This is a genomic window from Glutamicibacter sp. 363 (assembly GCF_052379505.1).
GTDB lineage: Bacteria > Actinomycetota > Actinomycetes > Actinomycetales > Micrococcaceae > Glutamicibacter.
Genome location: NZ_JBQSYR010000003.1, coordinates 45,445 through 69,540, shown reverse-complemented (window position 1 = coordinate 69,540; position 24,096 = coordinate 45,445). Strand labels below are relative to the sequence as shown.

Below are 24,096 nucleotides of genomic sequence, written 5' to 3'. Positions count from 1 at the left end.
ACGAAAACACCCCGGCTTCCGGGTCTGTGACAGCACCAGATGCCAGGGTGTTTAGTCCAACAGGCAGCCAACCCTATTTGGCCGGCGGCCGGTGCTAGATCACCGGCTCTTCAACCTCGGCAGGTGAGGATTTTGTGGCCGGTACAACACGGTCAAAAAGCCAGGCAAAGACGAAGGTGTAGATCAAGAAGAACACCAGCAATCCGGCTTCCAGCACCAACGCTTCGAGCAGCGTAACCGAGAGGATCCAGGCGAGAATCGGCACAAGAATCAGTACCAATCCGCCTTCAAAGCCGAGCGCGTGGACAATCCGGCGGGCCACGGTGCGCACCTGGGACTCCTGGCGCTGTTCCCATGCCTCGAACAGGGAGGTCCAGATGTAGTTCCAGATCAGGGCCACGACCGATGAAGCCACCGCGACAATACCGGAATGCCCGCCGCCAAACCCCAAGAGGATCAAGGCCACGGAGGTCAGCACAATGGCGAAGAGCTCATAGGAAAAGACGTAAATAATGCGCCGAAGAACCGAGGACACGAGGTACTCCTTAGAAGTAGTCCATAGGAAGTCCTTGCGGGTTCGCGTCCATGGTGCAGCTAATGATTTGCCCCGCGAAGCCTCAGCGGGGTGTGCTTTCCAAGCTAGCACGCGGCAATTCTGCTCGCTAGAGTTCGGTGAGTGAAATCACCGGCCTAGCTGGCTGGCCCCTCAGCCGCGCGGTGATTTCTGGTAGTCAGGGTGCGACGGGGTATTGGCTGCGAATCGCGCTCCGATTCCAGCTGTTCATCACGATGGCAAGCCAACTGATCGCGGAGACTTGCTCCGCGCTGAGCACCGCGGTGTCCTCGGCGCGCGACGGCGGCACCTCAAGCTGTGTGACCTCTTCGGCCAAGGCCAGCGCCGCGGACTCCAACTCGCTGAAATATTGCGATTCCCACCACGTAGCCAGCGCCGCCAAGCGGTCGGAACTCTCACCGAGTTTCAGCGCATCGCGAGTGTGCATTCGCAGGCAGAAGGCGCAACCGTTGAACTGCGAAACACGGATCTTGACCAGCTCACCCAGCATCGGGTCCAGGCCGCAGGCCGCCAGCGCCGCTTCGGCTGCGCATTCAACTCGATCAGGGCTCTTGGTAAGCCTCGGGATGCTGTTTGCCCAGATTTACGCCGTTTCGCGGTGCCGATGGCCTAGTTCGGTTCCTTCGTTGGGCTGCCCGCTACTTCTTGCGCTTGAGCAGCGGGAACTTGCGGACCTTCTCATAGTTGATCTTCGGCAGCGAGCCGGTGCGGGACTTGAGGTAGTCGGTTCCGCGGTCGCCCTTGAACAGCATCGGGTGCTTGTCCTCTTTCAGGGAGCCGGAGTAGACCCCATAGGTCACCCCGGAAATTGCCACGGCGATCCCGCGGTCATAAGTTTCCTTCGCCTCGTCGACGACCTTGTTGATATCGGTCCACACCGGAATGTGGGTCAGCAGCAGGCGCTCGGCACCCGCCTCGGCGGCCATCTGCCCGGCGCGCTTGCCGGTCAGATGCACTCCGTCGATCGCGTCGTCGCGGCCCTCCTCGAAGGCCGCTTCGCAGAGGAAGATATCCGAATCCCGGGCGGCATCCACCAGCCCCTGGCAGGTATCGGTATCCCCCGAGTAGGTCAGCACACTGGTCAGCAGTTCCCCGTCGGGGCCCGGTTCGCGGGCCTCCACGCGCAAGGCGTAGGACTCTTCGATGGGGTGGCGCACCGGGTAGGGGGTGATAGTGAATGGGCCGATATTCACCGGCTGCAGTGCGGTCCACTGGCGGAAGTCGTAATCCTTGTGCATGGTGTCGCCCTCGGGCAGGCCGTAGGCGGTCTCGATCCGATTGGCGGTATCCGCCGGCCCGTGAACCAGCATTCTTTCGCGGTTCCAGCCGTTTGGATCCCAGCGGATGGCCACGTGCATGCCGCACAGGTCCATGCAGTGATCCGGGTGGAGATGGGAAATCATGATCCCATCGAGGTCCTTGATATCGGTATAGCGCTGCAGAACGCCCAGGGCGCCGGAGCCAAGATCGAGCAGGATCTTCCAGTCGCGAGTGCCATCAAAGGCAGTGACCAGGTAACAGGACGCCGGGGAGCTCGGGCCCGGGAACGACCCGGTGCACCCGATAATGGTCAGCTTCATTGCTTACTCGCTTTCGCCGCGGCAATCAGTTCCGGGGTTAGCCTGGTGATCGCACCGGTGGGATAGTGGGCGGCCACATGGTCCACATGGCGCACCTGCACTACTTCCGGTCCGAGGAATCGGCGAGCCAATACCCCAAAACTATCAGCGTTCCCGGTGGCAAGGAATTCGTGACGCGCCGCCAGCTGGTCCTCGCGTACCAATTCATGGGTCGTCAAGGCGCGGAATGCATCCTTCGCGGTCTCCTCGGCGCTGGAGACCAGGGTGACCGAATCCCCCATCACGTAGGAAATCACGCCGGTGAGCAGCGGATAGTGGGTGCAGCCCAGGATCAGCGTGTCCACCTCGGCGGCCTTCAGCGGGGCCAGGTATTCCTCGGCCTGCGCCAGCAGCTCGGCCCCGGCGGTAATCCCGGACTCCACGAATTCGACAAACCGCGGACAGGCCACCGCGTGCACCTGCAACGACGGAGCGGCGGCAAAGGCATCCTCATAGGCACGCGAGCCCACCGTCGCCTGGGTGCCGATCAGCCCGATCTTCCCATTCTTGGTCGCCGCGACCGCACGGCGCACCGCCGGCTGGATCACCTCGACCACCGGGATCCCGTAGCGCGCGGTATAGCGTTCGCGGGCATCGCGCAGCACCGCCGAGGAGGCCGAATTGCAGGCGATCACCAGCAGCTTCACCCCGGCGTCCACCAGCTCGTCCATTACACCCAGCGCATTGGCCCGCACCTGGGCGATCGGCAGCGGGCCGTAGGGCGAGTTTGCGGTGTCCCCCACGTAGATCAACGATTCGCCCGGCAGCTGGTCGATGATCGCGCGGGCCACGGTCAGTCCGCCGACCCCGGAATCGAAGATCCCGATCGGGGTATTGGCATTTGGCGCGCTGAGCGGAGAACTGGCGAAGTAGGAGTTCATCGCCTAGCGCTCCGCATTCATCAGGGCCTGCATCAAGGTGTCCTGCACCCAGGAGACCAGGTTGTACACCAACCCCAGATACTCTTGGGGCGATTGCACGGCCGCGGCATCAACCAGCTGGGCGATGCGCTCCGAATCCGCCTCGTCGCGGATGTCCAGCCGCTCGGCGAGCACCAGGCGCACATCGTTCAACGCCCGCGCGAAGCGCTGGGCGGCCGGGATCTGGAGCACCAGCTTCTCGGTCTCCAGCAAGAGCTGGGCCTCGCGTAATAAAGAAGTCTTTTCGGCGATCAGATCCGCTTCGGTCAGCCGGCGGAATTCCGCGGCCACTGCCTTGTCCTCGCTGGCATCCGGAAGCAGCCGCTTGACCGCGGCGTCCGATGGTTCGGGAAGATCTGCGCTCTTCGGGCGCATCCCGGTCAGCGCGTAGAGCGGATCGATGTCGCCGGGCAGCTCGTGCACCGCCGCGCGCTCTTCGAGCACCGTGATCACGTCGCCGAAGAGTTCGCGCAGCAGTTTCCGTTCCGAGGCGTGCAGCGTACCGGTGATTCCGCGCGCGCCGGATTTAAAGGCCTTTGCCACGGGGTTCAGGCCTCCTGGGTCATGGTTGCCTGCAATCCGAAGCCGTGCATCGCATGCACGTCGGACTCGATCGCCTCCCGGGCGCCGCTGCGCACGACGCAAAAACCGTCGTTGTGCACCTGCAGCATCAGCTGTTCGGCGCGCTCGCGGGTGAAACCAAAATACGACTGGAACACATAGGAGACATAGCTCATCAGGTTCACCGGGTCGTTCCACACGATCAGGCGCCAGGCCTTATCCTGCGCCTTGAGGGCCTCGGGGTTCGTCATTACATCGGGCATAGCGGTCATAATTCCCATTTTACGCCCCATCTTGCCAGGAGACGCGGTGCGTTGTGAATATCACCGCAAGCGTGAGGCGTTATACAGTAAAGGCCGGTCCATCCACTTTTCGATCAGGAGCACCACATGCTCACCAGCCTTTTTACCGATCACTACGAGCTGACCATGCTGCAGGCGGCCCTCGCCTCCGGCGCCGCTCACCGCCCCTCGGTGTTCGAAGCCTTCTCGCGCCGGCTGCCCGAGGGACGACGCTACGGCGTGGTCGCTGGCACCGGGCGCCTGCTCGAAGGCCTCAAAGACTTCCACTTCGACGAGACGCAGCTGCGCTTCCTCGCCGATACCAAGGTGGTGAACAAGCAAACCCTGGACTACCTGGAGAATTTCAGGTTCACCGGCGACATCACCGGCTACGCCGAGGGCGAGCTCTACTTCCCGCACTCCCCGATCCTCACCGTGCAGTCCACCTTCGCCGAGGCCTGCGTGATCGAAACCTACATCCTCTCGATCCTGAACCACGATTCGGCCATCGCCTCGGCCGCCTCGCGCATGATCGCCTCGGCCGGCACCCGTCCGTGCATCGAGATGGGCTCCCGGCGCACCCACGAGGAATCCGCGGTGGCCGCCGCCCGCGCCGCGATCATCGCCGGATTCGATTCGACCTCCAATCTGGAGGCCGGTGCACGCTACGGCATCAAGACGGTGGGCACCTCCGCGCACTCCTTCACCCTGCTGCACGACACCGAAGAGCAGGCCTTCGCCGCGCAGATCCAGTCGCTGGGCAAAGACACCACGCTGCTGGTGGACACCTACGAGGTGGAGGCCGGGGTGCGCACCGCGGTCAAGGTGGCCGGCCCCGAGCTCGGCGGGGTGCGCCTGGACTCCGGCGACCTGGTCCAGCAGGCCGGCTGGGTGCGCGAGCTGCTCGACGACCTGGGCAACTGGAACACCAAGATCACCGTCACCTCGGATCTGGACGAATACGCGATCGCGGCCCTGGGCAGCGCACCGGTGGATTCCTACGGCGTGGGCACCGCCCTGGTCACCGGCTCCGGGCACCCGACCGCCTCGATGGTCTACAAGCTCGTCGCCCGGCAGGATTCGGCCGGCAGCTGGATTCCGGTGGCGAAGGCCTCGGCGAACAAGGCGAGCGTAGGCGGGCGCAAGCACGCGGTCCGCCAGCTCAACGATCGCAACCGTGCCACCGCGGAGATCGTCTCGCTCGAGGAGTACAGCACCGGCGGGCCCGAGCGCCAGCTTTCGGTGCCCTTCGTCACCGCGGGCCGGATCGATGAGTCCTTCATCGGCGCGGCCGGCGTGGAAAAGGCCCGGGCGCGCCACCACGCCTCGATCCAGGAAATGCCCGGAGTGGCACGCAAGCTCCAGCGCGGCGAGCCGGTCATCCCGACGATCATCCGCGAGGACTGAGCGCCGAGGCAGTATTATGGTTAAAACCCTATTCACTCGCAATGATTAGGAGCAAAACATGAGTCGAGCCCTGCTAGTTGTCGATGTCCAACCGGATTTCTGCGAAGGCGGCCCGCTGGCCGTGGCCGGCGGCAACGCCGTCGCTGCCGCGATCGCCGAGGATGTGATGGCCCGCCGCGAGTCCTACAGCGCGATCATCACCACCCAGGATTGGCATATCGATCCGGGAGCCCATTTTTCCGAGGCCCCGGACTTCGCCGAGTCCTGGCCGGTGCACTGCGTCGCCGGAACCGCAGGCGCGGAGCTGCACCCAAGCATCGCCGCGCTGGAAGTCGACGCGCACTTCGCCAAGGGCCGCTTCACCGCCGCCTACTCCGGATTCGAGGCCCGGGTCCTGGATCCGGGCGCGGCGCCCGAGGACGAGTCCGGCGCCCTGCTCGGTCACTGGTTGCGCGAGCGCGGCATCACCACGGTGGACATCGTGGGCATCGCCACCGATCACTGCGTACGCGCCACCGCGCTGGATGCCGCCCGCGCCGGATTCAGCACCACCGTGCTCGCCCCGCTGACCGCGGCGGTGAGCCCGGAGAATCTGCCCGCGGTCTACACCCAGCTGCGCGAGGCCGGAGCCATCGTGCTCACCTTGGGGTTGGAACCGGTCAGCCCCGCGCCCTGAACATTCGTTAGACGCCAACGGCGCCCCGCATGATGCGGGGCGCCGTTGCACGTTCGCCGGCCCTATTTGCGCCCGACGAACCAGTCCTGCAGCTTGTCGATGCGCGCCTGCAGCTGGTCCGCGGTTGCCTGGGGCACCGCCGGACCGCCGCACACGCTGCGCAGCTTGTTGTGCACCTGCCCATGCGGCACGCCGGTGCGCGAGGCCCAGGCCGAAACGTTCTTCGACAGCTTCGAGCGCAGGTCCATCATCCGCCGGTGGTCGCTGACCGGTTCGGGCTTCGTGGCCCCGCGCGAAATCTGCTTGTTCTGCTGCTCGCGCAGCAGCGCGGACACCTGCTCGGTGTCCAGCAGACCGGGAATCCCGAGGAAGCCGAGCTCCTCATCGCTGCCCAGCTCCGCACCGGTGCCGAATTCGCCGCCATCGAAGAGCACCCGGTCGAAGGAGGCCTGGGAGTTCAGCGCCTCGAATTTGGCCTTGTTCAGCTCGTCGCTGGCTTTCTCTTCGCGATTCGCTTCTTCGAGGAACGCGTCGTCCAGGCCGTCTTCGAGCTTCTCCCCTTCGCGGTCCAGCGCGTGGTCGCGTTCGATCTCCATCTCGTTGGCCAGCGCCATCAGCACCGGCACCGAGGGCAGGAACACGCTGGCGACCTCGCCGCGCTTGCGGCTACGCACAAAACGCCCGACGGCCTGCGCGAAGAACAGCGGGGTCGAGGTGGAAGTGGCATACACGCCCACGCACAGCCGGGGCACGTCCACGCCCTCGGACACCATGCGCACCGCGACCATCCAGCGCGAATCGGAGGCGGCAAAATCGTCGATCTTCTGCGAAGCCTTCGGGTCATCGGAGAGGATCGTGGTGACCTTCTCGCCGCTGATCGCCTCCAGCTGGGTGGCATAACCGCGCGCATCCTCGTGGTCGGTGGCGATCACCAGGGCACCGGCGTCCTTCACGGTGCGCCGCACCTCGGAAAGCCGGCGATCCGCCGCACGCAGCACCGAAGGAATCCAATCCCCGTGCGGGTCCAAGGCGGTGCGCCAGGCATGCGCGGTGACATCCTTGGTGAATCCGGCGCCGAGCTCGGCTTCCATCTCCTCGCCCGCCGCGGTACGCCAACGCATCGCCCCGGAATAGGCCATGAACAGCACCGGGCGCACCACGTGGTCTGCCAGCGCCTTGCCATAGCCGTAGGTGTAATCCGCCTTCGAGCGACGGATGCCATCGCCCTCGTCCGCATACTGCACAAACGGAATCGGCGCCGCGTCCGAACGGAACGGCGTACCGGTCAGCGCGAGGCGGCGGGTGGCCGGCTCGAAGGCCTCGCGAATGCCGTCTCCCCAGGAGAGCGCGTCACCTGCGTGGTGCACCTCGTCCATCACGACCAGCGTGCGCGCACCTTCGGTTTTCGCCCGGTGCACCGCTGGCTTCTGCGCCACCTGCGCATAGGTCACCACGACGCCCAAGTAGTGCGAGCCGTGCCGCCCATCAGAGTTCTTGTAGTTCGGATCCAGCGCAATTCCCACACGTGCCGCGGCATCGGCCCACTGCTTTTTCAGGTGGTCCGTGGGCGCGACGACGATCATCCGGTTGATCTTGCCCGAATCCACCAGCACCTTCGCCAGGCGCAGCGCGAAGGTAGTTTTACCCGCGCCGGGGGTCGCCACGGCCATGAAGTCCCGTGGTTCGGCATCAAAGTATTTTGCCAGCGCCTCGGCCTGCCAGGCGCGAAGCTTCGGCCCGGTCCCCCAGGCCGCCCGTTCCGGGTACGCCGGAGGGAGCTTGTCTTCCAGCGGAAGCTTGTCACCAAAATCAAAAAGTGTCTCGGTCATTTACCTTTTCCCGATGGTTCCTGCTGGTTGTCCCGCTACTTAACCCATCATGGATTCGTAGATTTCCTTGCATTCGGGGCAGACCGGGAACTTCTTCGGGTCACGGCCCGGCGTCCATACCTTGCCGCACAGCGCGATCACCGGCTCGCCGGACAGCGCCGACTCCATGATCTTTTCCTTCTGCACATAGTGCGCAAAGCGCTCATGATCGCCGGCTTCGACACTTTGATTCGTGTCAGTGCGCTCGATCGTTGATGTTCCACCACGGGTTTCTTCAGACTGTTCCACCATGCCACCAATTCTAGTACGCCAACGCCGGGCACGGCACCCTCGGCGATGGGAGCTTATCCACATTGCCTTCCCCTTGACTCGCCTGCCGCCCCGGCAGGACGCGCATGAATACCCGCGCAACCAGCACCTTTATCCGCCTCCGCCGCCGCCCTGCCCCTCCGGGCTCAGCGCATTTCAAACCCCCGATGCCACCGGGTGTGTCTGCCTTATCCACAGTCGGCCCCACCTCCAGTGTCATCCGCGCAACCGCGCGCATACTCGACTCATGAACACCACCGCCCATGAGGATGCCCTCACCGAATTGCATGCGACGCTCACCGAGCTGACCGCAGCTACCAGTGAGCCGGAAAACCTCAGCGGTGAAACCCTGCGCACTCTCTCCAACGCCGGCGCAGCCCTGTTCACTTTCCTGCGCAAACACCTTTCCACCACCACCGATCCTCGCCTCGCTCTGGAACTAGCCACCACCGGCCAGAGGCTCGAAGACGAAGCAGCCCGGATGCGCGTCACCGCCGCAGACCGACTGGCCGCCACCAACGCCCACACCCTGCACGAGACAGAACTGGACAAACTCCGCGCTGAACCGCCAGACACCACCCGCGAGGCGATCCGCTGCCCGGGCAAAGCCAGCTTCCAAACCCCCGCAGCGCTGCTCTCCTCCTGGATACGCATCCCCTTCGCGGATGCGAACAAGCTCATCAACGACGCGAGCGACCTCATTGGCCGACGAGACATGGCAGGCAACCAAGTCCCACCGCGCTTCACCCACCTGGCCACCCTGTTCGCCACCCCGGACCCGGCGCTTCATCCGGCTGTGGTGCGGGAGACCAGCCAGAAACTAGCAAAACGCGAACCAAAAGACCTGACCTTTGACGGTGCGGCCACCGAACCGACCCTGTTCCATGCCGATGGGCGCCCGGTCGAAGAACATGCAGCCACTCTGCTCTCCGCCGGACAAAGTGTGTCTGAAACCAACAAACAAGTTAACGAGCTGATCACCAGTGTGAGTACCACCGAAGGGACCTCAACCGGATCCTCGCTGCAGCGTGGGTTCTATGCGTTGCCGGTGAAAAACTCGTTGAGCCGTGAATTCTTGCTCCGGGTCTCCACTGTGGAAGGTGAATTATTTGATTCGTTGATTGCGAAGTCCAACAATTCACGCACCCGTGCCGGCGCGCAGGCTCGCATCAACCGGCCACCGGTGGACACTAGGGCCCCCGAGCAGGCTTCCAGCCCGGATTCTGCAGCCAGCGAACCCGAGCTTGCAGTGGAGCCAGAAACAGAAGCGCTAGCACCTGAGCAGACTGCAACACCTGAAACGGGATACCCGGACTTCCTACCCGAGGGCGTCGGCAACGAAGCGAAATGGGAACCAGAAACCCCAGAAACCGTGGCCACCGTCCCCGAACGCGCACTGAACGCCCTCATGGACATCCTCACCATGCTCCCCAACGGCACCGGGGAGGGAAGCTCACGGATCAGGCCCGAAATCCTCGTCCATTTGAAGCTCGAAGATTTGCATGATCTCGCCGCAGGCAATGCCCGCACCGCGCACGGGGTGCATTTGCCACCCGGGGATTTGAGACGGCTCTTATGCCAAGCGGACATCATCCCCGCGGTGTTCAATTCGAAGAGCGAACTGCTCGATTACGGCCGAGCTCAGCGGCTGGTCCCGGAGAAACTTAAACGCGCCGTGCTGGCGCGTGATCGGGGGTGTATTGTGCCTGGATGCACCGAGCCGCCTGAGAAGATCGAATTCCACCATATTCTGGCCTACTGGTTGGGCGGGGAGACGAAGCTGAGCAATCTCGGCGGCCTCTGCCGCGGCGCACATATGGACGCGGATTCGGGGCGGATCAAGATCGTGATGGTCGACGGGTTGCCGCACGTGATTATGCCCAAGCATATCGATCCGCTGCAGTTGCCACGGCGTAATGCTTACTGGGACTAACCACGTATCGACTCTGCCCTCCGCCGCCCCACGCTAATCAAGCGCCCGAGCACAAAAACGCCCGTATCAGTCGAACCAGATTTCTGCGGTTCAAATGATACGGGCGTTGCAGTGTTGACTGTCTAGCGGTTGACCAGCACCGCTTGCATCAGCTCCGGCTGACGCGCGTCCATGGTCTTGCCACCAATCTTGATCCCAAGGAACAGCATGATGGAACCGGTGATCAGGCCGACCGCGACGGTAATGTATCCGGCCAGCATCGATTGGGTCACCCAACCGAAGATATATGGCACCAGCGTTGGAATCAGCAGCACACCCATGATGCCAAAGGTGGCCAGCTGAGTCAGCGCCACGCGGGCACCATTGCCTGGCGGAGTCTTCATCGGATTGTCCCCCGGCAGCGGCACCGCGTAGGTGTATCGCGCCGAAGCGATCGAGGCGACGCCCAACGCAATCAGGAACGCTCCTAAGGACATTCCCAAATCGCCGGGAATACGCCACGGCTGACCGATCAGCGCTGCCGGCAAAACTGCGGCCAGGACCAGCGGCACGATGACCAGTGCGAAGCACGCCAGCACGCGGCCCAAACGATCGTCCTTGCCCGTCACACCGGTGAGCACATGCAACGCAAAAGCGGTGTTGTCATAGGAGACATCCGCGGAGATCGAGAATCCCATCAGAATGCCGATCAATGGACCGAGCAGCAGCATCATGGAGTAGTTTCCCGTGGTTCCGCTGGCAAAGTAAAAGATGATCGGGAGCATCGGCACCATGATCACGCTCAACGCATAGCGCGGGTCTTTGAACCAATAGGTCAGGGCGCGCGCGGCCACCGCACCGCTGGGCGTGGCCGGGGTGATTTTGAAGAACCCCAATCCCTTCGCGCTCGATGCACGCTGCGCGGCCGGCGGAGTCACCGTGGCCTTGCCGGTGGCTCGGGTCAGCAAGAGATACAGCCCGGCCAGGTAGACCAGCGCCAATGCGAGGTGCAGTCCCAACGCCGCGAACTGACCGGTGGCAAAGTCATTTGGTACGGCTGCAAAGGCACCGAGCGGGGTGAACGCAAGGACCTTGGTGGCGGGGATCAGCAGGTCGAAGATCGATTCGACGTTGGTGGCGATCGTGGTGATGATCGGGCCCAGGCTGATCAACAGCAAGAACAGCACGCCGAAAGACAGCTCGCGGAAACGGCGCTTGGCGCGCAGCGCGGTGGCCATGATCGTCAGGTACTGGCAGAGCAGAATCGCCATCACCCAGGTGCCGATCGCGCAGAGCAGCCCAACGATGAGCGTCAATGGATCCAGTCGCCAGATCGTGGAAAAGCCCAGCACCGCAAGCATCGTCAGAATGGCCGGAACCGAGATGAATCCGGCGAGGATCAGCCCGCGGGCCAAGGCCTTGGCCTCGATGCCGAAGTGGACGAAGCGCTGTGGCTCCAGGGTCAGGTCCACACCGGTGATCATCGGCGGGACCACGGCCCAACCAAGCACAATCACCGAACCGACCAGCACGCTCACCCAGCCGCGCGCCTCTAAGTTATCGGCGCTAAACCACATGGCCAGCGACAGCATCACCACCATGCCCAGCGCGTAAAGCCCACCGAAGATCACGCCCGCCAGCTGCCACGGGCTGCGCTTGAAGCCGTTGGCCAGTAGCCGCAGCTTCAGCTTTAGGATGTACGCAACCATGACAGCCCTTCACTCGTGCCACGGCCGCCGACCAGATCGACGAAGCGGTCCTCCAAGGACATCCCGTCGCGTACCTCGTCCACCGTGCCCGAGGCCTTGAGCACGCCGCCGTCGATGACCGCAACATGCGAGCACATGCGCTGGACCAGGTCCATCACGTGCGAAGAAACGATCACGGTGCCGCCGAAGGCGACGTAGTCGTTGAGGATGTCGCGGATATTCGCCGCGGAGACCGGGTCCACCGCTTCGAAGGGCTCATCGAGCACCAGCAGCTTCGGCGAGTGGATCATCGCGGTCGCCAGCGAAATCTTCTTGGTCATACCCGCGGAGTAGTCCACGACGAGTTTGTCTCCATCCGCGCTCAAATCCATCACGCGCAGCAGGTCTTCGGTGCGCGTGGTGACCTCCTCGCGGTCCATGCCGCGCAGCAGGCCGGCGTAGGTCACCAGCTGCCGGCCGGTCAGCCGGTCGAATTGTCGCACCCCGTCGGCAAGCACGCCCAGGGTCCGCTTGGCGGTGTGCGGCTCCGCCCAGATGTCCACCCCGTTGACCAGCGCGCTGCCCTGATCCGGGCGCAGCAATCCGGTCGCCATTGAAAGCATCGTCGTTTTGCCTGCGCCATTGGGGCCAACTAGTCCGTAAAAGGACTTGGCGGGCACCTGGAGGCTGACATTGTTCACCGCAACCTTGTCACCAAATTGCTTGGCAAGGTTCCTTATTTCGAGCGCCATGCTATTCATGTGTCGAGAATATCAACCTGCCAAGTCAAGACGCATCATCCTTTGGAGTTAATCTCGTAGCCCAGGCCCGTGGTAGAAGCATTCAGGCAAAATAAAACGGCCCACTTTCATCGCCTGAGCAATGAGAGTGGGCCGCCATGGGCTGCGGGTGCTTAGAACAGCACGCGGGCCAGCTTCTGGCGCGATGCGGCCACACGCGGATCCGCGTTGCCGATCACCGCGTAGAGCTCGATCAGCCTGCGGCGGATCCGTTCGCGGTCTTCATCGGCCAACCGCGAGATCAGCGAAACCAGCCGGGCGAAGGCGTCTTCCACATGTCCGCCGACCAAGTCCAGATCCGCGACGTTCAGCTGCGCGGTGAGATCATCCGGGTTCTCTGCCGCGGCGGCTCGCGCCTCGTTCAGTTCCAGGCTCTGCGTGCGGGAGAGCAAACGCACCTGGTAGACGCCGACCTGGGCGTCCTGATCGTTGGGCTTTTCGTTGAGCGCTTCAAGGTAGGCGGCCTCGGCGGCGGCGTAGTCACCGGCGTCGATCGCATCCACCGCCTTTTGGTGCAGCGGCGGCAATGGCTGCTCTTCGCTTCCACCGGAGAAGGCCGGAACGCTCCCGGCCAAGCCCTGCTGCACACCCAGTTCGGCCAGCTGATTGAGCACCTGGTCGATCTGCTCGGCAGCTGCCGGGCCTTGGAAGAGCGGGACCGGCTGGCCGTTGACCAGCGCGATCACCATCGGGATCTGCTCCGCCTTGAACGCTTGGGCGATATTCGGGTACTTCTCCGCGTCCACCAGGCCGAGCACCATCTTGCCGGCGCGGCGATCCACGAGGGTTTTCAGCGCGGTGTCGAGGTCTGCGGAGACCTGCACGCGGGGCGAACCCAGGGACACGATCGCCGGCACCTGCTGGGAGAGCCCGACAAACTGCTGGAATGCCGCCTCGTCCAGGGTCAGCGTCCAGCTAGCCGCCGCGCCGGGTGCGCTCTCCTCGGTGGCCTGCGGGCCATTGGCGGCCAGGGAGCCTAAATCGATGGCTCCACGAGCCGAGGGAATATGTGGTTCGGTCATTAGTTCTCCTCCGCCTGCTTGACGCTCAGCAACACTACCTCGCTGGCGACTAGCTGAATCTTGTCGTCATTGCCGGACGCTGGGATGTACATCATCACCGGTTCGGCGTACGTGATCTCTACGTTACCGGTAGAGGTGCTCGATCCAAGCAACTTCTTGGTCAGCTCGTCGGCGCTCTCCAGCGGATCTGCATCCTCGGTGCGCTCGAATACTGCCTTCTGGTTCAGCCGGCCGGTGACGATCGCGCCGCCATCGGGGGTGGAAATCACCTGCGTGTCGTTCTTGGTGACCGAGCGCGAGTACTTCACATTCGCCTCGTTGGCTTCTTCCTTTTCCTTCTTCTGCCCCGAGTGGATCGCCTTGATGAATTCGGATTCCGCAAAGTTGCCCTTGTGCTTGGACTTCTCGTTGGTCAACACGTCCGCCAGCTGGTCGAGCGCCTCTTCCGGCTTGACCTTCAGCCCTTCGGCGTTGTTGCCCAGCTGCTGGATCGAGGGGTCGCCCACCGCGATGCCCGGGAAGGTCGAGTTCGGCAGCATCTGCGCGGCGAAGCTGACCTTGTAGTTATCGCGAGCGCTGTCCTGCTTCAGGGTCAACGCCATCGGCAAGGTGGCCGGATCCGAGTCCTTTGCGGTCACCACGGAGATCACGCGCGGAAATTTTGCCTCGGAGCTATTCGGCACGGCGGCCGAGCGAATCACCGCGGTCTTCAGCGCCAGCGGCTTGGCGATCTCGATGTCGTCGTTCAGGATGTCGTAGCGCTTGGTGCGCAGGTCCTTGAAGGCACCGGAAGCGCGGGCATCCAGGTCCTTCTTCGTGTTCTTCTCGTCGGCCTTGCCGATCTGCTTCTCCACGTCGCCCAGGATCCGCTGCAGCTGCTCCTCGGTGAGCACCGGGTAGCTATCCGGTTCGGCTTCCGCGGACGTCGATTCTTCGGCAGGCTTCGAGTCGTCGGCGGGCTTGGATTCCTCGGCCGGCTCGGATTCCTCGGATTTCGCGGAGTCCGAGGCCTTGGCCGATTCGGCTGGCTGGTCTTCCGAGGGTGCCATCGGCACGCTGACTCCGCCCACGGCCAACGCGAGCACCGCGGCCATGGCCAGCGAGTTCTGCGTGGTCGAGCCGCCCTTGGTGCCCGGGGACGCCGCTTCGGCGCGGCGTGCAGGCTTGGAAGGCTTGATTACGCGCATCAGCAGCAGGGCCACACCGAAGACGAGCAGCAGCGCGCCGATGATGATCAGCGGCAGCGCCCATGGCATGGCATCGTCGTTGGCGTAGGTGACCGAAATATCGGTTGGCGCCGCCTTGGTGCCATCGGCGGCCAGCAGCAGCGACCAGTCGCCGTCATCCGGCGCGGTCCAGCGGTAGGTCATTGTGCCATCGGCCTTCTGCGAGTCGAAGAACAGGTCATCGCCAGCCGGGTTCGGGGTCTTCTTCTCCCCGTCGAGCAGTTCGGCGACCAGCTGGTGGTTTTCGCGGTCCACTCCGGTCAGCTCCACATGGGAGGCGTCGTCGACCCACGCCTCGACGTCGTAGCTGCGCGCCAGCGAGGCGGTGAATTCGCCCTCTGCGCTGATCACCAGCTCCACCGGTTCGGCGTTGGCGTTCTGCACCGACGGTTGGATAACCGTCAGCGGTGCCTCGGATTCAAATTCTGGCATGCTTGCGGTGACCGTTTCGGGCGGAGCCCAAAAGGTCTTCTGTCCGATCCCTACCACCAGGGCAACGGCCCCAAGCAGGATCGCGATCACGGAGATAACTTTTCGCACGACTTCACCTATTCGCCAACGGTCACAGCTGTTCTTTCACAAGTCTAACGAGTCCACCGCCCCAATGGTTCCGCGGGCTACCTGTGAAGTGACTCAAATGACCATGTCGGAGTGTCATAGAGCACTTTCAGAACCCATTCCGGCGGTATGCTCGGTGCCATGGAGAGTAATCAGCCGCCCAATGAGCTTCCGGACCCGGCGACTAACCCCGCGCATCCTTCCGCCACCGGGCCGGCCGCCGGGCGGCGCGAACCGGGTTCCGCCGAGCCCGATTCCCCCACCGCGCAGTGGGCCCGCCGGCTTGCCGCCAAGGTGAACGCACTACTCAAATCCCCGCGGCGCCCCAATGCGTTCGGTGAACTCCCCGATGCCACCGATCAGGAGGCCCCCGAGCCGATTCCCGCCCTGCACCCGATCTCCATGGGTTTTCTGGGCACCATTGGCGTGGGATTGGCGCTGGCCGGCTACTACCTGCTGACCAATGTCGGCTCGCTGATCACCTGGATTTCGATCGCCTTATTCATAGCCCTGGGACTTGACCCGGTGGTGCGGTTCCTGATGCGCCGCGGGTTGAACCGGCCGCTGGCGGTCACCTCCACGATGGTCGGGCTGCTGGCGATCTTCGCGGGGTTCATGGCGCTGATCATCCCGACCCTGGTCACCCAGATCACCCAATTCATCTCCCGCGCCCCGGAAATCACCGACAACTTCCTCAATAGCCAATGGGTCAGGCAGATCGATGCGCAGTATGCGCTCTCGGCGCGCGTTAATACCGAGGTGCAGCGCTTCTTCGGCGATTCCGGCGCGGTCACCAATGTGTTCGGCGGCGTGCTGGGCGTCTCGCAGACGGTGGCCCAGTCGATGTTCGGGGTGCTCATCGTGCTGGTGCTGGCGATCTACTTCCTCGCCTCGCTGCCGGGCATGATGTCGTTTTCGATGCGCCTGGTTCCGCGCTCCAAGCGGGTGCGCGCCAGCGAAATCGCCACCCGCATCACCCGCTCGGTGGGCAACTACGTCATGGGCCAGGCCTCGGTGGCGGTGCTCAACGCGCTCGTGGCGCTGGCGCTGATGACCCTGCTGGAGGTCCCCTTCGCGGCGTTGCTGACCTTGCTGGTCGCGATGCTGGCCTTCATTCCGCTGGTCGGCGCGGTGATCGCCGGGGTGCTGGTCACCCTGGTCACCCTCACCCTGGGCTGGCAGACGGCGCTGATCTACGCGGTCTGCTACTTCGGCTACCTGCAGCTGGAGGCCTACTTCGTCTCCCCGCGCATTATGAACAAGGCCGTCGCGGTGCCCGGGGCCGTCGCGGTGATCTCGGTGATCGCCGGCGGCACGCTGGTGGGGATCACCGGGGCGCTGATGGCCATCCCGGTCGCCGCCTCGGCGATGATCCTGCTGCGCGAGGTGTTCATCGCCCGCCAGGACCGGCTCTAGTAGCGGTAGGAGCGCGATTCCCAGCAGTTCGGATGCCAGTGCCGGCGATTGGCGGCGGCCGCATCGTCCCCGGACCAATGATCGGCCCGCCAGGTCACCAGGTGCGCCACGCCCGGGGTGATCATTCGGTGGCAGCCCGGGCAGGTGTAGGTTTTCACCGCGTTCAGCGGAGACACCTTGCGCACATGCCATTGGCCGTCCGGGGCGTCCTGCAGGCGCACCACCCCATAGCGGGCGCGCTGCATCCAATCTTCGTCATTGCCTTGGGGCGCGTTGGACCGCGACCGAGCATTCGGTGCGGATCCTGATTTGCGGCGCGGGCGGTTCGAACGTGGCATGCCTTTAATCATGCCGTATCGCGCACCGGCGGCACGAACCGGTAAAGTGGGTCGGGTGCGTTTAGTGGTTGCAAAGTGTTCAGTAGATTACGAGGGCCGTCTTCGAGCCCACCTCCCCCTAGCTACCCGGCTGATCATGGTCAAGGCCGATGGTTCGGTGCTGATCCATTCGGACGGCGGCAGTTACAAGCCGTTGAACTGGATGAATCCGCCGCTGGTATTGCGTGAGGCGAGTCCCGATGAGGACGCCGCCGCCCTCGGCGCGCTCAGCGTCTGGCATGTGGCCAGCGCGAAGACCGATGACAAGTTGACCATCAGCTTCCATTCGATCGAGCACGATTCGGCTCATGAGCTCGGCGTGGACCCGGGGCTGATCAAGGACGGCGTGGAGGCCGATCTGCAGCGCCTGCTGGCGGAGCAGATCGGGCTGCTCGGCGACGGTCACCGGCTGGTGCGCCGCGAATACATGACCGCCATCGGCCCGGTGGACATCCTGGCACGCGACGCCTCCGGCGCCGCAGTGGCGGTGGAACTCAAGCGCCGCGGCGACATCGATGGTGTCGAGCAGCTCACCCGCTATCTGGAGCTGCTCAACCGCGATCCGCTGCTCAAACCGGTGACCGGCGTGTTCGCCGCGCAGCAGATCAAGCCGCAGGCGCGCACCCTGGCCGAGGACCGCGGGATCCGCTGCCTGACCCTGGATTACGATGCAATGCGCGGAGTCGATGACTCTGCGGGCAGACTCTTCTAAGCTAGGTACATGAATACCGCTTCGCGTTACGCCATTTTCGCCACTCTCGTCTCCGATGGACAGGAAGTCAGCGATGGTGTTCTGGCCATCGAGGACGATCGAATCCGTTTCGCGGGCAACCGCGACGACTGGCTCGCCCTGCCCGAGGCGGAAGAATTCACCGACTATCCGGTGCCCGAAGGCACCATCCTCATCCCCGGGCTGATCGATTTGCACTGCCACGGGGCCCTCGGCGCCGATTTCGCCGCCCCGGAACACGGGCAGGTCACCGACGCCCTGGAGTACCTGCACCGCGCCGGCACTACCACCCTGCTCGCCTCGCTGGTCACCGCCGAGCAGGGCGAAATGACTCGGGCGGCAGAAATTCTGGCCGAGTTCGCCGAGGCGGGCCAGATCGCCGGCATCCACGCCGAAGGCCCGTTCCTGTCCGCGGCGCGCTGCGGGGCGCAAGATCCGCGCTACCTCACCGACCCGGATCCCGGATTCGTCGAGGAGCTCGTGGCCGCCAGCCGCGGCCAGCTGCGCACCATGACCTACGCCCCGGAGCTGGCCGGCTGCGAGGAGCTGATCGAACAGCTCGTGATCCTCGGCGTCGTGCCCTCCCTGGGCCACACGAATGCCAGCGCCGAGGTCACCGCCGCCTCCCTGCGCTACGCCCGCGACCAGCTGAGCAACGCCGGGGTGGACGGCTTCACCGAGAAGCCCACCGTCACCCACCTGTTCAACGGCATGCCTCCGCTGCATCACCGGGAGCCCGGTCCGGTGGCCGCCTGCCTGGAGGAGGCCTCGCGCGGCAACGCCTTCGTGGAACTCATCGCCGATGATGTGCATCTGTCCCCCGATACGGTCCGCCTGGTATTCAACCTGATCGGCGGGCGCCATGTGGTGCTGGTCAGCGATTCGATGGCCGCCACGGGGCTCAGCGACGGGCACTACTCGCTGGGCCCGGCGCAGGTTGAGGTCAAGGACTCGCAGGCCCGCCTGGCCGACGGTTCGCTGGCCGGAGGCACCAGCACCTTGCTAGAGGTGCTGCGCTGCACGGTCGATGCGGGCATCCCGCTGACCCGGGCGATCGAGTCCGCCACCTCCATCCCCGCCGCGCTGATCGGCCTGGCCGACGAGGTCGGCAGCCTCCACTATGGCTTCTGCGCCGACGTGGTGATGCTGGATCCGAAGCTGCAGCTGCAGCAGGTGATCCGCAACGGGCAGGTCCTCTAGCCCGCACCCGGTTTAAACAGCGCATCCCGCCGTGTCCACCCAATGGGTGGAAGCGGCGGGATGCGCTTTTTGCGGTGCTGGCTCAGATTTGCCAACTACCGGCGATCGGCCCGGCTTCAAGCCAGGCGGAGAAACCCGTGTAGTCGCGGTAGTCCATCGCCAGCAGCTGCTCTTCGCCCGATTGGGTGAGCTGCACGATGACGAACCCCGGAGGAATCTGCATCGCTTCATCCTCGCTGGGCCGACGCCACCCGTTCATCTCCAGTCCGCGGCGCTGCAGCACGTAGCTGGGCACCGGGGAGACAGAGAAAAACCGCAACAGGTCCAGATGTCCCCCGCCGTAGCGGCCGATCGCCATCATCCAGCGGCCCTTGGGCGTGCGGATGGAGGTGTCGAAGGTGCCCAGGGTGCGCCGCAATTGAATGCGGCGCACCCCCATGGCACCAAAGAACAACACGATGCAGGTTAGTACCAGCAGCGCTATCAGAACTGGTGCGGTTATCTCGATCAATTCAATGCCTACGCTGCGGTACCAATCACAGCGTTATCGGCGACGATCACTACGCGATCCGAATCGACGGAGCAGAAGCCACCGTCGATCTGCACCGAGAAGCGCGCTTCGGAAACTGGATCGATTTCCAGATCCCCAGCGGCAAGCACCGACAGCATCGGGACGTGACCGGGCAGAACGCCGATCTCGCCGTCAACCGAACGTGCTTTGACCAGCTTCGCTGCGCCGGACCACACGAAGTGGTCCGCCGCGACGATTTCGACCTGAAGCTCGGCCATAATTAGCTGGCCTTCTGGATTTCGGCCCACTGGCGCTCGACGTCATCAAGACCGCCGATGTTGAAGAACGCCTGCTCTGCGATGTGGTCCAGGTCGCCATCGCAAATGGCCGTGAAGCCTTCGATGGTGTCCTTGATTTCAACGGTCGAACCCTCGACACCGGTGAACTGCTTTGCGGTGTAGGTGTTCTGCGAGAGGAACTGCTGGATGCGGCGTGCACGCGACACGACGATCTTGTCCTCTTCGCCCAGTTCGTCAATGCCGAGGATCGCGATGATGTCCTGCAGTTCCTTGTTCTTCTGCAGAATAGCCTTCACGCGGATGGCAGTGTCGTAGTGAGCCTGACCAATGTACTGCGGATCCAGGATTCGCGAGGTCGAGGTCAACGGATCGATCGCCGGGTACAGGCCACGCGACGCGATTTCACGCGACAGTTCGGTGGTTGCATCCAAGTGAGCGAAGGTTGCAGCTGGAGCCGGGTCGGTGTAGTCATCGGCCGGGACGTAAACAGCCTGCATCGAGGTGATCGAGCGGCCCTTCGTCGAGGTGATGCGTTCCTGCAGCAGGCCCATCTCATCGGCCAAGTTCGGCTGGTAACCCACGGCCGAAGGCATGCGGCCCAACAGGGTCGACACCTCGGAACCGGCCTGGGTGAAGCGGAAGATGTTGTCGATGAACAGCAGCACGTCCTGGTTCTGCACATCGCGGAAGTACTCCGCCATGGTCAGTGCCGACAGCGCCACGCGCAAACGAGTTCCAGGTGGCTCATCCATCTGGCCGAACACCAGGGCGGTGTCCTTCAGAACGTTGGCTTCTTCCATTTCGACCCAGAGGTCGTTGCCTTCACGGGTGCGCTCGCCCACACCGGCGAATACCGAGGTACCGCCGAAGTTACGTGCCACACGGGTGATCATTTCCTGGATCAGCACGGTCTTACCCACACCTGCACCACCGAACAGACCAATCTTGCCACCCTTGATGTAAGGGGTGAGAAGGTCGATCGACTTGATGCCGGTTTCCAGCATCTCGGTCGAGCCCTCAAGGTCTGCGAACTTAGGTGGCTGGCGGTGGATTGGCCAGCGCTCGGTGACCTGGATCTCCGAGTTGTCAACGTCCAGGGCTTCGCCCAAAACGTTGAAGATGTGGCCCTTGACGCCGTCGCCAACAGGGACGGAAATCGAAGCGCCGGTGTCGATTACCTGGGTACCGCGTACCAGGCCGTCAGTGGCCTGGAGGGATACCGCGCGGACCATGTTGTCACCGAGGTGCTGGCTGGTCTCGAAGGTAATGGTCTTGGTTACACCGGCGAGGGTTAGCTCGGCGGTGAGGGCGTTGTAGATTGAAGGCAGTGCATCGGCAGGGAACTCGACGTCCACGACCGGGCCAATCACGCGGGCAATACGACCGGTGGCCCCTGCGGTAACCTGCTCGTTGAGTTGGGCAGTCATCTTTCTCACTTCTTGTCTGGTCGGAGTAATTCGGAAACTAGCTGTTCAGCGCGTCAGCGCCGGCAATAATTTCCGAAAGCTCCTGGGTGATTTCAGCCTGACGGGCATTGTTGAGCAATCGCTTGTACTTCTTGATTAGTTCGCCAGCATTGTCGCCGGCAGCCTTCATCGCACGCTGACGAGCAGCGAGCTCCGAGGCTGCGGACTGCAGCTGGGCGTTGAACAATCGCGAATCGATGTACCGCGGAAGCAGCGCGTCAAGCACTTCCTCCGGCGATGGCTCAAATTCGTACAGTGGCAACAACTCGTCGGTTGGCGTCTCGGTCTCATCCTCGACTACCTCCAACGGCAACAGACGGATGACCGTCGGTTCCTGCGTGACCATCGACTTGAACTGGGTGTATACGACGTGGATCTCCTCCACACCGCCCTGCTCGTAATCGGTAGCGAAGTCCTCTAGGAGGATTTCGCGCAGCTCGCGTGCGGTTTCGAAACGCGGGGAATCGGTGTCCCCGGTCCACACTCGGGCGTACTCGCGCGAACGGAAATCGAAGTAAGCCTGAGCCTTGCGGCCGACCAAATAGGTCTTGACTTCCTTGCCTTCCTCACGCAGGAGTTCCACGAGATGCTCTGCCTGCTTCAGAACGCTGGCGGAGTAGGACCCGGCGAGGCCTCGGTCCGACGTCATAACCAAGACCGCGGCGCGGCGAACTTGCGCCGGCTCGGTGGTCAATGGGTGATCGACATCGGCCTGGGACGCGACGGCGGTTACTGCACGGGTAATCGCATTGGCATACGGCAGTGAAGCCGAAACACGCGCACGTGCCTTGCCGATGCGGGATGCAGCGATCAGTTCCATCGCCTTGAAGATCTTGCGCATCGACGAAGTCGAACCGATCTTCTGGCGGTAGACCCGAATCTGGGCTCCCATGTGTGTCCTTTCCTTATTCCTTACGATCGGGGCGTGGCGCCGCTAGCAGCGCCCCACCCCTGCGTAAAGAAAATGTCAGCGCTTCTGCTTGACGATCTTTTCCTGGTCGACGGACTCGGCGTTCAGAGCGTCATGCTCTTCGTGGCCGGCTGCAACCAGCTGGTCATCGCCTTCACCGAAGAAGCCAGCCTTGAAGTCGACTACGGCAGCCTTCATGGCTTCCACGGTCTCGTTCTCCAGCTTGCCAGTCTGGCCGATAACGGTCAGCACCTGAGTGCGGTGACGCAGGTAATCGATGAACTCGGTCTCGAAGCGGCGAACGTCTTCCACTGGAACATCGTCCAGGTAGCCGTTGGTGCCGGCCCAAACCGATACAACCTGATCTTCCACGGGGTACGGCTGGTACTGGCCCTGCTTGAGCAGTTCCATCAGACGTGCACCACGGGTGAGCTGCTGCTTGGAAGCGGCATCCAGGTCCGAAGCGAACATGGCGAAGGCCGCCATGTCGCGGTACTGGGCCAATTCGAGCTTCAGCGTACCGGAGACCTTCTTCATGGCCTTGACCTGTGCCGAACCACCCACGCGGGATACGGAGATACCCACGTCGACGGCCGGACGCTGGTTGGCGTTGAACAGGTCCGACTGCAAGAAGATCTGACCATCGGTGATCGAGATCACGTTGGTCGGGATGAACGCGCCCACGTCGTTTGCCTTGGTCTCGATGATCGGCAGACCGGTCATCGAACCTGCACCGAGTTCGTCGGAGAGCTTGGCACAACGCTCAAGCAGGCGGGAGTGTAGGTAGAACACGTCGCCCGGGTAGGCTTCGCGTCCTGGTGGACGGCGCAGCAACAGCGACACGGCGCGGTATGCTTCGGCCTGCTTGGACAGATCGTCAAAGACGACCAGCACGTGCTTGCCACCGTACATCCAGTGCTGGCCGATGGCCGAGCCTGCGTATGGGGCGAGGTACTTGAAGCCAGCTGGGTCGGATGCCGGGGAGGCCACGATGGTGGTGTACTCCAAAGCGCCCGCCTCTTCGAGGGTCTGACGTACGGCAGCGATGGTCGATGCCTTCTGTCCAACCGCTACGTAGATGCAGCGAACCTGCTTGGTCTCATCCCCGGTGGCCCAGTTGGCGCGCTGGTTCAAGATGGTGTCAACCGCGATAGCGGTCTTACCGGTCTGGCGGTCACCAATGATCAGCTGACGCTGGCCACGGCCGATCGGGATCATGGCGTCGATAGCCTTCAGACCGGTCTGCATTGGCTCGTGCACGCTCTTGCGCTCGGTGACGCCTGGTGCCTGGAGTTCCAGTGCACGGCGGCTCTCGGCCTCGATTGGGCCCAGGTTATCCATTGGCTCACCCAATGGGTCAACCACGCGGCCCAGGAAGGCGTCGCCTACTGGAACCGAAAGGATCTCGCCGGTGCGCTCAACCTTCTGGCCCTCTTCGATGCCGGTGAAGTCACCAAGCACGACAACACCGATTTCGCGGGTGTCTAGGTTCTGGGCCAGGCCCAGAGTTCCGTCTTCGAACTTGAGCAACTCGTTGGCCATGACGGAAGGAAGACCCTCCACCTTGGCGATGCCGTCGCTCGCGCTGACGACGCGTCCCACCTCGGTACGCTCTGCCTTACCCGGTTCGTAGGAAGTAGCGAACTCGTTTAGGGCATTACGGACGTCGTCGGCATTGATGGTCAAATCGGCCATCTGCAGTCCCTGCTCTCCTAAATTGTGATCCGTAGAAAAAGACTACGAATCGAATATGAATGAAGTCTGTTGTGGTCCTGGTTAGCTAGGACTTCGGTGCGGGGATCGCT

General features: G+C 63.3%; 23 protein-coding genes and 1 pseudogene. 6 read left to right on the top strand and 18 right to left on the bottom strand.

What is annotated here, in order from left to right; genetic code table 11:
* Positions 1 to 94: 94 nt before the first annotated feature.
* The 6 genes and pseudogenes from ACT3UA_RS02850 to clpS form a co-directional block, all read right to left on the bottom strand.
* Positions 95 to 535: a PACE efflux transporter gene (locus ACT3UA_RS02850; RefSeq protein ID WP_444615475.1), complete on the bottom strand. Its 441-nt coding sequence runs from the start codon at positions 533 to 535 to the stop codon at positions 95 to 97.
* A gap of 196 nt (positions 536 to 731) precedes the next feature.
* The gene (locus ACT3UA_RS02845; protein ID WP_444615473.1) at positions 732 to 1,064 is read right to left on the bottom strand and encodes a carboxymuconolactone decarboxylase family protein; all 333 of its coding nucleotides are present in this window, start codon (positions 1,062 to 1,064) and stop codon (positions 732 to 734) included.
* A gap of 295 nt (positions 1,065 to 1,359) precedes the next feature.
* Positions 1,360 to 2,154 (bottom strand): annotated as a pseudogene (locus ACT3UA_RS02840) (MBL fold metallo-hydrolase); the annotation flags it as partial.
* Entirely contained in the window at positions 2,151 to 3,074 is a 924-nt protein-coding gene (gene murI, locus ACT3UA_RS02835) for a glutamate racemase (protein ID WP_096283852.1), read from the bottom strand. The pseudogene ACT3UA_RS02840 and the gene murI, both read right to left, overlap by 4 nt.
* Before the next feature lie 3 nt (positions 3,075 to 3,077).
* Positions 3,078 to 3,656: a DUF2017 domain-containing protein gene (locus ACT3UA_RS02830; protein WP_096283854.1), complete on the bottom strand. Its 579-nt coding sequence runs from the start codon at positions 3,654 to 3,656 to the stop codon at positions 3,078 to 3,080.
* 5 nt (positions 3,657 to 3,661) lie between these two features.
* Positions 3,662 to 3,946, bottom strand: coding sequence for an ATP-dependent Clp protease adapter ClpS (clpS, locus tag ACT3UA_RS02825; protein WP_176484085.1), 285 nt, complete (start codon positions 3,944 to 3,946; stop codon positions 3,662 to 3,664).
* A 117-nt stretch (positions 3,947 to 4,063) separates the two neighbouring features.
* Between clpS and ACT3UA_RS02820 the strand changes: the two genes are divergently transcribed.
* Both ACT3UA_RS02820 and ACT3UA_RS02815 read left to right on the top strand, forming a co-directional pair.
* The gene (locus ACT3UA_RS02820; protein WP_096283858.1) at positions 4,064 to 5,362 is read left to right on the top strand and encodes a nicotinate phosphoribosyltransferase; all 1,299 of its coding nucleotides are present in this window, start codon (positions 4,064 to 4,066) and stop codon (positions 5,360 to 5,362) included.
* Between the two features lie 58 nt (positions 5,363 to 5,420).
* A complete protein-coding gene (locus tag ACT3UA_RS02815) occupies positions 5,421 to 6,038 on the top strand; it encodes an isochorismatase family protein (RefSeq protein ID WP_444615472.1) in 618 nt (205 codons plus the stop codon).
* 62 nt (positions 6,039 to 6,100) lie between these two features.
* Here the strand turns inward: ACT3UA_RS02815 and ACT3UA_RS02810 are convergent, their stop codons facing one another.
* Positions 6,101 to 7,867, bottom strand: coding sequence for a DEAD/DEAH box helicase (locus ACT3UA_RS02810; RefSeq protein WP_096283862.1), 1,767 nt, complete (start codon positions 7,865 to 7,867; stop codon positions 6,101 to 6,103).
* 39 nt (positions 7,868 to 7,906) lie between these two features.
* Positions 7,907 to 8,158, bottom strand: coding sequence for a DUF3039 domain-containing protein (locus ACT3UA_RS02805; RefSeq protein ID WP_096283864.1), 252 nt, complete (start codon positions 8,156 to 8,158; stop codon positions 7,907 to 7,909).
* Positions 8,159 to 8,423: 265 nt separating this feature from the next.
* Between ACT3UA_RS02805 and ACT3UA_RS02800 the strand changes: the two genes are divergently transcribed.
* Positions 8,424 to 10,109 carry an HNH endonuclease signature motif containing protein gene (locus ACT3UA_RS02800; protein WP_176484086.1) on the top strand — a complete coding sequence of 562 codons (1,686 nt, stop codon included), beginning with the start codon at positions 8,424 to 8,426 and terminating at the stop codon, positions 10,107 to 10,109.
* 122 nt (positions 10,110 to 10,231) lie between these two features.
* Here the strand turns inward: ACT3UA_RS02800 and ACT3UA_RS02795 are convergent, their stop codons facing one another.
* From ACT3UA_RS02795 to ACT3UA_RS02780, 4 genes are all read right to left on the bottom strand, one after another.
* Complete coding sequence (locus ACT3UA_RS02795) at positions 10,232 to 11,797, bottom strand: transporter (protein ID WP_444615471.1); 1,566 nt, start codon at positions 11,795 to 11,797, stop codon at positions 10,232 to 10,234.
* Positions 11,779 to 12,537, bottom strand: a complete 759-nt coding sequence (locus ACT3UA_RS02790) for an ABC transporter ATP-binding protein (RefSeq protein ID WP_096283870.1) — start codon at positions 12,535 to 12,537, stop codon at positions 11,779 to 11,781. Before ACT3UA_RS02790 ends, ACT3UA_RS02795 begins: the two co-directional genes overlap by 19 nt.
* A gap of 152 nt (positions 12,538 to 12,689) precedes the next feature.
* Complete coding sequence (locus ACT3UA_RS02785) at positions 12,690 to 13,598, bottom strand: tetratricopeptide repeat protein (RefSeq protein ID WP_444615470.1); 909 nt, start codon at positions 13,596 to 13,598, stop codon at positions 12,690 to 12,692.
* Positions 13,598 to 15,364 (bottom strand): hypothetical protein, encoded by a 1,767-nt coding sequence (locus tag ACT3UA_RS02780; RefSeq protein WP_141393458.1) that lies wholly within the window; start codon positions 15,362 to 15,364, stop codon positions 13,598 to 13,600. Before ACT3UA_RS02780 ends, ACT3UA_RS02785 begins: the two co-directional genes overlap by 1 nt.
* A 159-nt stretch (positions 15,365 to 15,523) precedes the next feature.
* Here ACT3UA_RS02780 and ACT3UA_RS02775 point away from each other — a divergent pair, with 159 nt between their 5' ends.
* Positions 15,524 to 16,798, top strand: a complete 1,275-nt coding sequence (locus ACT3UA_RS02775) for an AI-2E family transporter (protein WP_255248347.1) — start codon at positions 15,524 to 15,526, stop codon at positions 16,796 to 16,798.
* On the opposite strand, the gene ACT3UA_RS02770 is transcribed toward ACT3UA_RS02775, so the two are convergent.
* On the bottom strand, positions 16,795 to 17,136 hold the full coding sequence (locus ACT3UA_RS02770) for an ATP/GTP-binding protein (RefSeq protein WP_444615468.1): 342 nt from the start codon (positions 17,134 to 17,136) through the stop codon (positions 16,795 to 16,797). The genes ACT3UA_RS02775 and ACT3UA_RS02770 overlap by 4 nt on opposite strands.
* Positions 17,137 to 17,191: 55 nt before the next feature.
* On the opposite strand from ACT3UA_RS02770, the gene nucS reads away from it, so the two are divergent.
* The gene (gene nucS, locus ACT3UA_RS02765) at positions 17,192 to 17,887 is read left to right on the top strand and encodes an endonuclease NucS (protein ID WP_444615467.1); all 696 of its coding nucleotides are present in this window, start codon (positions 17,192 to 17,194) and stop codon (positions 17,885 to 17,887) included.
* Between the two features lie 9 nt (positions 17,888 to 17,896).
* On the top strand, positions 17,897 to 19,105 hold the full coding sequence (locus ACT3UA_RS02760) for an N-acetylglucosamine-6-phosphate deacetylase (RefSeq protein WP_444615466.1): 1,209 nt from the start codon (positions 17,897 to 17,899) through the stop codon (positions 19,103 to 19,105).
* 82 nt (positions 19,106 to 19,187) lie between these two features.
* Here the strand turns inward: ACT3UA_RS02760 and ACT3UA_RS02755 are convergent, their stop codons facing one another.
* From ACT3UA_RS02755 to atpA, 5 genes are all read right to left on the bottom strand, one after another.
* Positions 19,188 to 19,616, bottom strand: coding sequence for a DUF2550 domain-containing protein (locus ACT3UA_RS02755; RefSeq protein ID WP_444615465.1), 429 nt, complete (start codon positions 19,614 to 19,616; stop codon positions 19,188 to 19,190).
* Positions 19,617 to 19,624: 8 nt separating this feature from the next.
* Positions 19,625 to 19,894: a F0F1 ATP synthase subunit epsilon gene (locus ACT3UA_RS02750; RefSeq protein ID WP_096283884.1), complete on the bottom strand. Its 270-nt coding sequence runs from the start codon at positions 19,892 to 19,894 to the stop codon at positions 19,625 to 19,627.
* Positions 19,895 to 19,896: 2 nt separating this feature from the next.
* A complete protein-coding gene (gene atpD / locus ACT3UA_RS02745) occupies positions 19,897 to 21,342 on the bottom strand; it encodes a F0F1 ATP synthase subunit beta (protein WP_096283886.1) in 1,446 nt (481 codons plus the stop codon).
* A 37-nt stretch (positions 21,343 to 21,379) separates the two neighbouring features.
* Positions 21,380 to 22,273, bottom strand: a complete 894-nt coding sequence (locus ACT3UA_RS02740; protein WP_096283888.1) for a F0F1 ATP synthase subunit gamma — start codon at positions 22,271 to 22,273, stop codon at positions 21,380 to 21,382.
* A gap of 75 nt (positions 22,274 to 22,348) precedes the next feature.
* On the bottom strand, positions 22,349 to 23,986 hold the full coding sequence (gene atpA / locus ACT3UA_RS02735; RefSeq protein WP_096283890.1) for a F0F1 ATP synthase subunit alpha: 1,638 nt from the start codon (positions 23,984 to 23,986) through the stop codon (positions 22,349 to 22,351).
* Positions 23,987 to 24,096 lie beyond the last annotated feature (110 nt).

Excerpts from the sequence above, each read along its gene's own strand:
- ACT3UA_RS02845 (WP_444615473.1), bottom strand. The coding sequence starts at position 1,064 with ATGCTGGGTGAGCTGGTCAAGATCCGTGTTTCGCAGTTCAACGGTTGC.
- murI (WP_096283852.1), bottom strand. The coding sequence starts at position 3,074 with ATGAACTCCTACTTCGCCAGTTCTCCGCTCAGCGCGCCAAATGCCAAT.
- clpS (WP_176484085.1), bottom strand. The coding sequence starts at position 3,946 with ATGACCGCTATGCCCGATGTAATGACGAACCCCGAGGCCCTCAAGGCG.
- ACT3UA_RS02820 (WP_096283858.1), top strand. The coding sequence starts at position 4,064 with ATGCTCACCAGCCTTTTTACCGATCACTACGAGCTGACCATGCTGCAG.
- ACT3UA_RS02815 (WP_444615472.1), top strand. The coding sequence starts at position 5,421 with ATGAGTCGAGCCCTGCTAGTTGTCGATGTCCAACCGGATTTCTGCGAA.
- ACT3UA_RS02810 (WP_096283862.1), bottom strand. The coding sequence starts at position 7,867 with ATGACCGAGACACTTTTTGATTTTGGTGACAAGCTTCCGCTGGAAGAC.
- ACT3UA_RS02805 (WP_096283864.1), bottom strand. The coding sequence starts at position 8,158 with ATGGTGGAACAGTCTGAAGAAACCCGTGGTGGAACATCAACGATCGAG.
- ACT3UA_RS02800 (WP_176484086.1), top strand. The coding sequence starts at position 8,424 with ATGAACACCACCGCCCATGAGGATGCCCTCACCGAATTGCATGCGACG.
- ACT3UA_RS02795 (WP_444615471.1), bottom strand. The coding sequence starts at position 11,797 with ATGGTTGCGTACATCCTAAAGCTGAAGCTGCGGCTACTGGCCAACGGC.
- ACT3UA_RS02790 (WP_096283870.1), bottom strand. The coding sequence starts at position 12,537 with ATGAATAGCATGGCGCTCGAAATAAGGAACCTTGCCAAGCAATTTGGT.
- ACT3UA_RS02785 (WP_444615470.1), bottom strand. The coding sequence starts at position 13,598 with ATGACCGAACCACATATTCCCTCGGCTCGTGGAGCCATCGATTTAGGC.
- ACT3UA_RS02775 (WP_255248347.1), top strand. The coding sequence starts at position 15,524 with ATGGAGAGTAATCAGCCGCCCAATGAGCTTCCGGACCCGGCGACTAAC.
- ACT3UA_RS02770 (WP_444615468.1), bottom strand. The coding sequence starts at position 17,136 with ATGCCACGTTCGAACCGCCCGCGCCGCAAATCAGGATCCGCACCGAAT.
- ACT3UA_RS02760 (WP_444615466.1), top strand. The coding sequence starts at position 17,897 with ATGAATACCGCTTCGCGTTACGCCATTTTCGCCACTCTCGTCTCCGAT.
- ACT3UA_RS02750 (WP_096283884.1), bottom strand. The coding sequence starts at position 19,894 with ATGGCCGAGCTTCAGGTCGAAATCGTCGCGGCGGACCACTTCGTGTGG.
- atpD (WP_096283886.1), bottom strand. The coding sequence starts at position 21,342 with ATGACTGCCCAACTCAACGAGCAGGTTACCGCAGGGGCCACCGGTCGT.
- ACT3UA_RS02740 (WP_096283888.1), bottom strand. The coding sequence starts at position 22,273 with ATGGGAGCCCAGATTCGGGTCTACCGCCAGAAGATCGGTTCGACTTCG.
- atpA (WP_096283890.1), bottom strand. The coding sequence starts at position 23,986 with ATGGCCGATTTGACCATCAATGCCGACGACGTCCGTAATGCCCTAAAC.